Source organism: Pseudomonas cyclaminis, assembly GCF_015163715.1.
In the GTDB taxonomy this organism is placed as follows: domain Bacteria; phylum Pseudomonadota; class Gammaproteobacteria; order Pseudomonadales; family Pseudomonadaceae; genus Aquipseudomonas; species Aquipseudomonas cyclaminis.
In genome coordinates this window covers 1-8,558 of the sequence record NZ_JADDUM010000349.1, presented here as the reverse complement: position 1 = coordinate 8,558, position 8,558 = coordinate 1, and the positions used below count along the sequence as shown (strand labels likewise).

Sequence of the window (8,558 nt, the reverse complement as noted above, 5' to 3'; positions counted from 1 at the left end):
CCCACACTTGAATGTGTTCGCAGATCAAATGTGGGAGGGGGCTTGCCCCCGATAGGGCCATCAGCCACACCATAAAACCCGGCTTAATTGCCTCACCCTCAGCCACCCGGTAAAGTGCCGCTCCCCCCGCAATGCCCGAGGCAGCCCCCATGACCCAGACCTTTGAAATCGCCGTGATCGGCGCCACCGGTACTGTTGGCGAAACCCTGGTGCAGATTCTCGAAGAACTGGCATTCCCGGTGGGCACGCTGTACCTGCTGGCCGGCAATAATTCCGCCGGTGCCTCGGTGCCATTTCGCGGCAAGAACGTGCGGGTCAAGGAGGTTGATGAGTTCGATTTCAGCAAGGTGCAACTGGCGTTCTTCGCCGCCGGCCCCGCCGTCACTCTGAGTTTCGCGCCGCGTGCAACGGCAGCCGGCTGTTCGGTGATCGATCTGTCCGGTGCCTTGCCCGCCGAGCAGGCGCCACAGGTGGTGCCGGAAGCCAATGCCCATGTCCTGAAGGGATTGAAAAAACCGTTCCAGCTCGGCAGCCCAAGCCCGTCCGCGACTAACCTTGCGGTGGTGCTGGCGCCGTTGCGTGGCTTGCTGGATATCCAGCGTGTCAGCGTCACGGCCAACCTGGCGGTGTCTGCTCAAGGGCGCGAAGCCGTGAGCGAACTGGCCCGTCAGACCGCCGAGTTGTTGAACGTACGCCCGCTGGAGCCGAAGTTTTTCGACCGGCAAATGGCCTTCAACCTGTTGGCGCAAGTCGGTACGCCAGATGCGCAAGGTCATACAGCCTTGGAGAAGCGTCTCGTACACGAACTGCGTGCAGTGCTTGAATTACCGTCACTAAAGATTTCAGCAACCTGCGTTCAAGCTCCGGTGTTTTTTGGCGATAGCCTGACGGTGTCGTTGCAATTGGCCGCGCCTGTCGACCTGGCTGCGGTCAATCTTGCCCTCGACGCTGCTGCGGGTGTAGAGCTTGTGGAGGAGGGCGATTACCCGACGGCAGTGGGCGATGCGGTAGGCCAGGATGTGGTCTATGTCGGCCGGGTTCGTGCTGGCGTGGACGACCCGGCGGAACTAAATCTGTGGCTGACGTCAGATAACGTACGCAAAGGTGCCGCACTTAACGCGGTGCAACTGGCGCAGTTGTTGATAAAAGGCCTTGCGTAAAAGATACTTGGCGTCAATTTGTAGATTGATTCTAGCCAGGCGCTATGCTTGGTCCGAAGTGCAACAGAAGCGTGTCGGTAACCTATCGGCTCGCCATGCCTTATGGCAAGCGGTTACCAACCTTCTCGCAGGCCGGGGAGTGTTCAGACAAAGGATGAGGCTATGGTTCAAGTTCGCAAACTGGTGTTAGCAATAGCGGCCGCCTCGGCGCTGTCCTCCGGTATGGCGCAGGCGCTGCAGCTGGGGGAAATGACCCTCAAGTCGAAGTTGAACAGCCCTTGTCGGTGGAAATCGAATTGCTCGATGTCGGCGGCCTCACCGCGTCCGAGATCACGCCTAGCCTGGCGTCCTCCCAGGCGTTTGTAGATGCTGGCGTCGATCGCCAGGCATTCCTCAATGACCTGACGTTTACCCCGGTGATCAACCCCAACGGTCGCAGCGTGGTGCGTGTCACCTCCAGCAAGCCGCTGCCTGATTCCTACGTACGTTTCCTGCTGCAGGTGCAATGGCCAAACGGCAGGTTGATGCGCGACTACAGCGTGTTGCTCGACCCGGCCAAGTTTGACCAGTCTGCCCCAGCCCCGGCCGCAGCGGCGCCAGCCACACGCCTGGGCGCACCTGCAAGCGCCGCGCCCGCCGCGAGCAAGTCGGCCCAGCACACCACGACCTCTCGCGACACACTCTGGGAAATCGCCGAGAAGCACCGCAATGGCGGCTCGGTGCAGCAGACCATGCTGGCCATTCAGGCGCTGAACCCCGGCGCCTTTATCGACGGCAATATCAACCGCTTGAAAACCGGCCAGGTGCTGCGCCTGCCGGACACCGTACAAAGCACCGCCCTGCCGCAACCCCAGGCGATTGCCGAAGTACGGGCGCAGAATGATGCCTGGCGCCAGGGGCGTCGCACGGCCTCCAATCAGGCCGCAGGCAAGCAACAACTGGACGCCACCAAGCGTACCCAGGTCGGTAATGCACCCTCGACCACCAATGCCCAGGACAATTTGAGCCTGGTCTCGGCCGATGCCGCCAAGAAGGGCGGCAAGGGTAAAGCCGGCGACACCCAGGGCCTGAGCGACAAGCTGGCGATGACCCAGGAGCAACTGGACACCACGCGCCGTGATAACGACGAACTCAAGAGTCGTGCGGCGGACCTGCAAAGCCAGCTGGATAAACTGCAAAAGCTGATTCAACTGAAGAACGATCAACTGGCCCGCCTGCAGGCGGAGAAAGGCGATCCGGCTGCACAGGCGACAGCGGCCACAGCAGCGGCGATGCCTGCACAGCTGGCCGGCGACCCGGCGACCAATCCGGCAGCACCCGCCGCACAGGTTGCTACGCCAACGCCGGCACCGGACGCTCCGGCACCCGCGCCGGAAGCGGCCAAACCGGTCGCCGCCACTGACGCCGAGGCCCCGGAAGGCAAGTTCAACGACCTGCTGACCAACCCGGTTGTGCTCTCTGTTATTGGGGGGGCAGCGGGCCTGGTGGTCTTGTTGCTCCTGCTGCTGTGGGCGCGCCATCGCAATGCCCGTCGCGAAGAGGAAAAGCACCTGCGCATGGCGCGGGCGCTGGCCGAAGAGCCGGAATTCACCTCGGATATCGAACACGACCTGCCGTCGGACAGTTTCGAGGGCCTTGAGGTGCCGCCGCCGAACGTCAAGCTGGCCGCCGCTCCGGCACCCTCGCCAGTGGTTGAGCCTGCCGTGGTTGTGCCAACAGTCGCCTCCGTGCTCGCGCCGTTGGCCGTTGCCGTGGCCCCGCAGAATGCCAACGATGCCCTGGCGCAAGCCCAGTCCCATATCGACCGTGGCCACCTGAACCAGGCCGCCGATGTGTTGGAGCAAGCGATCAAGCACGAGCCCAAGCGCAGCGACTTGCGTTTGAAGCTGATGGAAGTCTATGGCCTGCAAAGCGACAAGGACGGCTTCGTGACCCAGGAGCGTCAACTCGTGGCCAATGGTGAAAACCATGCCCAGGTCGAGCAGCTCAAGGCGCGCTTCCCGGCGATGGCCGTATTGGCGGCTGGAGTCAGTGCGGCGGTTGCGGCGGCGGCACTGGATGCTCAGTACGTCAAGGATCTGCTCGAAGACAAGCCGGCTGCACCAGAACCAGAGGCTTTTGACAGTGATTTTGATTTGAGCCTGGACGATCTGGAGGCTGCCTCGCCGGCCGAGATCAAGGACGATCAACAGACGTTCGAGTCGCTTCTGAAAGAGCAAACCGCCGCCCAGCCAGCCTCGGATGACCTGTCTGACTTTGACCTGGACCTGCAGTTGGATGCGCCGTCGTCAACGCAGTCCGACGATGACTTCCTGTCTGGCCTTGAAGATCAGATGAACGACGTTCCAGCTGTCGAACCGCCTACGCTGACGCCAGCAGCGGTGGATGACTTCGATCTGCCGGAAGATTTTGATCTGTCCCTGGCGGACGAGCCGCAAGCCGCGGCCAAGCCTGATGCTTTCGCCTCGGAGCTGGACGATGTCAACGCCGAGCTGGATCGCCTGTCCCAGAGCCTGGAGCATCCCACCATCGAGCCTTCTTTCACGGCTGAAGATGCGGCGCTTGGCGGTGATGAGCCTGAGTTCGACTTCCTGTCCGGCACCAATGAGGTCGCTACCAAGCTGGACCTGGCCCAAGCCTATATCGACATGGGCGATGCGGACGGAGCGCGGGATATCCTTTCCGAAGTGCTCACCGAAGGCGATGAGATTCAGCGCGGCGAGGCCAAGGAAATGCTCGGTAGAATTTGAAGGTTGATGCAACACACGTGTGGGAGGGGGCTTGCCCCCGATAGCGCCGGGTCATTCAGCACAGGTAGTTGCTGACCCACAGCTATCGGGAGCAGGCCCCCTCCTGCATAAAAGCGCCCGCCACACGGCTGCCGCATTTATAATGGGCGCCTTTGCGCAACTCATCAGGCTCTCAGTTCTTGGCAAATATAGATAACGCAGCCGCCGAAATGGCGGCCGCAGGCTTTTACCGCATCGCCCTGGGCGTTGAATACAAAGGTTCGCGCTATCGCGGCTGGCAGCGCCAGGCGTCGGGTGTGCTGACGGTGCAGGAAACCCTGGAAAAGGCCCTGTCCAAAGTCGCCGATTCGCCGGTGTCGTTGATGTGCGCCGGGCGTACCGACGCAGGGGTGCATGCCTGTGGCCAGGTGGTGCACTTCGATACCCAGGCCGAGCGGACCATGAAGGCTTGGGTGATGGGCGCCAATATCAATTTGCCCCATGACGTCAGCGTCAGTTGGGCCAAGGTCATGCCGGCGCATTTTCATGCGCGCTTCAAGGCCATCGCCCGGCGTTACCGCTATGTGATCTACAACGACCAGATCCGCCCGGCGCACCTTAACGAAGAAATCACCTGGAACCATCGCCCGCTGGACGCCGAGCGCATGGCCGAGGCCGCGCAGCATCTGGTGGGGGTGCATGATTTCAGTGCGTTCCGGGCCGGTCAGTGCCAGGCCAAGTCGCCGATCAAGGAAGTCCATCACCTGCGGGTGACCCGTCACGGCAAGATGATCGTGCTGGATATCCGCGCCGGCGCTTTCCTGCACCATATGGTGCGCAATATCGCAGGTGTGCTGATGACCATCGGTACCGGCGAACGCCCGGTCGAGTGGGCGAAGGAAGTGCTGGAGAGCAGGGTTCGCCGGACCGGCGGGGTGACGGCGCATCCATTTGGCCTGTATCTGGTGGATGTGGAGTATCGCGACGAGTTCGAACTGCCCCAGCGATTTATCGGGCCACACTTCCTCACGGGTTTCAGCGAACTTGGCGGCTGACGCCCGGAAAAGCTTTTGTTACCATCCGGGACTTTCTCGGTCCAACCCTGGGGTTTCTGCGCTATGTCCGTCGTTCGCAGCAAGATTTGCGGGATTACCCGCATAGAAGATGCGCTGGCGGCAGTCGATGCGGGGGCGGATGCCATTGGTTTCGTGTTTTATGCCAGGAGCCCGCGGGCGGTGAATGTGTTGCAGGCGCGGGCAATCATCGCCGCATTGCCGCCCTTCGTGACCACCGTGGGTTTGTTCGTCAATGCCAGTCGTTGCGAACTCAATGAAACCCTGGACGCCGTACCGCTGGACATGTTGCAGTTTCACGGCGACGAAACCCCGGATGAATGTGAAAGCTACCAGCGCCCGTACATCAAGGCGCTGCGCGTCAAGGCCGGGGACGATATCGCCGGTGCGTGTGCCGCTTATGGTGGCGCACGCGGGATCTTGCTGGATACCTATGTCGAAGGCGTACCCGGTGGTACCGGCGAAGCATTCGATTGGTCGCTGATCCCTGAGGGACTGAGCAAGCCGATCATTCTGGCCGGTGGGCTCAGCCCCGCGAATGTCGCGGCGGCCATCGAGCAGGTTCGCCCGTATGCCGTGGACGTCAGCGGTGGGGTGGAGCAGGGCAAGGGCATCAAGGATCACGACAAGATCCGCGCATTTATGCAGGCGGTGCGCGGGATGTGACGGCTGGCAGTCCGCCGCCGTCCATAACTACCACTGTGTAAAACAGCCCGGTGCCGCCTGAGGTGGCCCGGAAATGAAGTGGCAAACCTGCACGGGCAGGTTGTCTGGAAGGCTGAGGGTGCAGGCTGGAAATGGCAGGTCGAACGTCTGACCCCGTCCAGCTGGCGTCATCGCCACATATGAATTTAGCTCAAGGGCATACGCGGGGCTGTGTTCAAGCCACCGGTACTGGAGAAAGAAAGCATGAGCAACTGGTTAGTAGACAAACTGATCCCTTCGATCATGCGTTCCGAGGTGAAAAAAAGCTCGGTTCCTGAAGGTCTGTGGCACAAATGCCCATCCTGCGACGCGGTCCTGTACCGTCCGGAGCTGGAAAAGACCCTGGACGTTTGCCCCAAGTGCAACCACCACATGCGTATCGGCGCCCGCGCCCGCATCGACATCTTCCTGGACGCCGACGGCCGTAACGAGCTGGGCGCTGACCTGGAACCGGTGGACCGTCTCAAGTTCCGCGACGGCAAGAAGTACAAGGATCGCCTGACCGGCGCGCAAAAGCAGACCGGTGAGAAAGACGCACTGATCTCCATCAGCGGCAAGCTGCTGGGCATGCCGGTTGTGGTCTCGGCGTTCGAGTTCTCCTTCATGGGCGGCTCCATGGGGGCCATCGTCGGTGAGCGTTTTGTGCGCGCTGCCAACTACGCCCTGGAAAACCGTTGCCCGATGATCTGCTTCGCCGCCTCCGGTGGTGCGCGTATGCAGGAAGCCCTGATCTCCCTGATGCAAATGGCCAAGACCTCAGCGGTGCTGGCGCGTCTGCGTGAAGAAGGCATTCCGTTCATCTCCGTGCTGACTGACCCGGTCTACGGTGGCGTGTCCGCCAGCCTGGCAATGCTGGGCGATGTGATCGTCGGCGAGCCGAAGGCCCTGATCGGCTTTGCCGGTCCACGCGTGATCGAGCAGACCGTTCGCGAAAAACTGCCGGAAGGTTTCCAGCGCAGCGAGTTCCTGCTGGAGCACGGCGCAATCGACCTGATCATCCCGCGTGGCGAACTGCGTCCGCGTCTGGGTAACCTGCTGGCGCAAATGATGGGCCTGCCGACGCCGGTGTACGTCGCGCCTAAAGTCGAGCCGATCGTCGTGCCGCCGGTGCCTGCGAACCTATGACCCAACGTACCCTGGGCGAATGGCTCGCCTACCTTGAGCAGTTGCATCCTTCCGCCATCGACATGGGCCTGGAGCGCTCGCAACAGGTAGCGGCCCGCCTCGGGTTGGGCCGGCCGGCACCGCGTGTGATCACGGTGACCGGCACCAACGGCAAAGGCTCTACCTGCGCCTTTGTCGCCGCGCTGCTGCAAGCCCAGGGGCTGAAGGTGGGTGTTTACAGCTCACCGCACCTGTTGCGCTATAACGAGCGGGTGCAGCTCAATGGCGTCGAAGCCACTGATGAGCAGCTCTGCGAAGCCTTCGCCGCACTGGATGCGGGGCGGGGCGAGACCTCCCTGACTTATTTCGAGATGGGCACCCTGGCGGCGTTCTGGCTGTTCGAGCGTGCGCGGTTGGATGTGGTCGTTCTGGAAGTTGGCTTGGGTGGGCGCCTCGACACGGTCAACGTGGTGGATGCTGACCTGGCGTTGGTTACCAGCATTGGCGTGGACCATGCTGACTATTTGGGTGATACCCGTGAGTCGGTGTCCTACGAAAAGGCCGGAATTTTCCGTCAGGGCAAGCCTGCATTGTGTGGTGACATTGATCCACCGCAACCCTTGCTCGACAAGGTGCGCGAGCTGGACTGCCCGTTCTTCCTGCGTGGGCGCGAATTTAATCTTGAAATCGGTGGGCAGCATTGGCAGTGGCGCGGACGAGATGCCCGTGGCCAGGTTGTAGAGCTGCGCGACCTGCCGCTGCTGAACCTGCCGATGGAAAACGCCGCGCTGGCGCTGCAAGCCTATCTGCTGCTGGATCTGCCTTGGCAGGCTGGGCAGATTGCCGCGACATTGCTGGCGACCCGTATGGTGGGGCGTTTGGATCGTCGTGCTTTCGAGTGGCAAGGCAAGCGACTCAACCTGCTGCTGGATGTGGGTCATAACCCCCATGCGGCCGAGTACCTGGCGCAACGCCTGGCGCGCACGCCGCCGGCGGGGCGCCGCCTTGCCGTCTTTGGCTTGCTCGCCGACAAGGATCTTGGTGGTGTGGTTGCGCCGTTGCTGGGCAATGTCCAGACGTGGGCGGTGGCGCCGCTGGATTCGCCGCGCAGCCGTCCGGCTGTTGAGCTTGAAGTCGCGTTGCAGAACCTTGGTGCGCCCGTGACGTCGTATGCAAGCGTAACTGCTGCCCTGGAGGCGCAGTGCGCGGTGGCGACGGCCGAGGACGAGATTCTGTTGTTCGGATCATTTTATTGTGTTGCCGAGGCGCTTGAGTGGTTGGCCCGGCGCTCCACGGAGGAAGCTGCACATGGCATTACTGGATAGCGCATACAAGCAGCGAATGGTCGGTGCCCTGGTGCTGGTGGCATTGGCGGTGATTTTCCTGCCGATGCTGTTTTCCCGTCAGGACGAACAGCGCCAGGTAGTGGTCGAGGCCCCGGCTGCGCCCGAGGCGCCGGCGCTGCCGCAGGTACAGGTTGAACCGGTGGTGGTGCCTGAGCCTCAGGCCTTGCCCGAGGAAGAGCCTGTGCCTGTGGATGAAGAGATTGCAGCGCGTCCACGCCTGTGCAGCCGAGCGTGCCTGTGGTCAAGCCCCGCTCCCGGGCGCCTGTCGTGGCCGCCAAGCCTGCCGCGCCGGTGCCTGCGCCCAAGCCGGTGGCGCCGCAACCCGCGGCGCCGGGCAAGCCGGACGTGGGTCAGAGCCGCATCGACCCGAATGGCCTGCCGATCAGTTGGTCGATCCAGGTGGCCAGCCTGGGCAATCGCGAGGGTGCCGATGCCTTGCAG

At 62.3% G+C, this 8,558-nt stretch carries 5 protein-coding genes and 2 pseudogenes; all 7 read left to right on the top strand.

The features are described 5' to 3' along the window. The first annotated feature begins 149 nt into the window (after positions 1 to 149). The gene (locus IQK56_RS30245) at positions 150 to 1,160 is read left to right on the top strand and encodes an aspartate-semialdehyde dehydrogenase (RefSeq protein WP_122307581.1); all 1,011 of its coding nucleotides are present in this window, start codon (positions 150 to 152) and stop codon (positions 1,158 to 1,160) included. A 162-nt stretch (positions 1,161 to 1,322) separates the two neighbouring features. Next, positions 1,323 to 3,910, top strand: a pseudogene (locus IQK56_RS30240) (FimV/HubP family polar landmark protein). Positions 3,911 to 4,119: 209 nt separating this feature from the next. Beyond that, on the top strand, positions 4,120 to 4,944 hold the full coding sequence (gene truA / locus IQK56_RS30235) for a tRNA pseudouridine(38-40) synthase TruA (protein WP_099584004.1): 825 nt from the start codon (positions 4,120 to 4,122) through the stop codon (positions 4,942 to 4,944). A gap of 63 nt (positions 4,945 to 5,007) precedes the next feature. Then, positions 5,008 to 5,628 carry a phosphoribosylanthranilate isomerase gene (locus IQK56_RS30230; RefSeq protein WP_193864143.1) on the top strand — a complete coding sequence of 207 codons (621 nt, stop codon included), beginning with the start codon at positions 5,008 to 5,010 and terminating at the stop codon, positions 5,626 to 5,628. 243 nt (positions 5,629 to 5,871) lie between these two features. Next, on the top strand, positions 5,872 to 6,792 hold the full coding sequence (gene accD / locus IQK56_RS30225) for an acetyl-CoA carboxylase, carboxyltransferase subunit beta (RefSeq protein WP_099584002.1): 921 nt from the start codon (positions 5,872 to 5,874) through the stop codon (positions 6,790 to 6,792). Continuing rightward, complete coding sequence (folC, locus tag IQK56_RS30220; RefSeq protein WP_193864142.1) at positions 6,789 to 8,096, top strand: bifunctional tetrahydrofolate synthase/dihydrofolate synthase; 1,308 nt, start codon at positions 6,789 to 6,791, stop codon at positions 8,094 to 8,096. The genes accD and folC overlap by 4 nt, the downstream gene beginning before the upstream one ends. After that, a pseudogene (locus IQK56_RS30215) lies at positions 8,080 to 8,558 on the top strand (SPOR domain-containing protein); the annotation flags it as partial. The gene folC and the pseudogene IQK56_RS30215, both read left to right, overlap by 17 nt.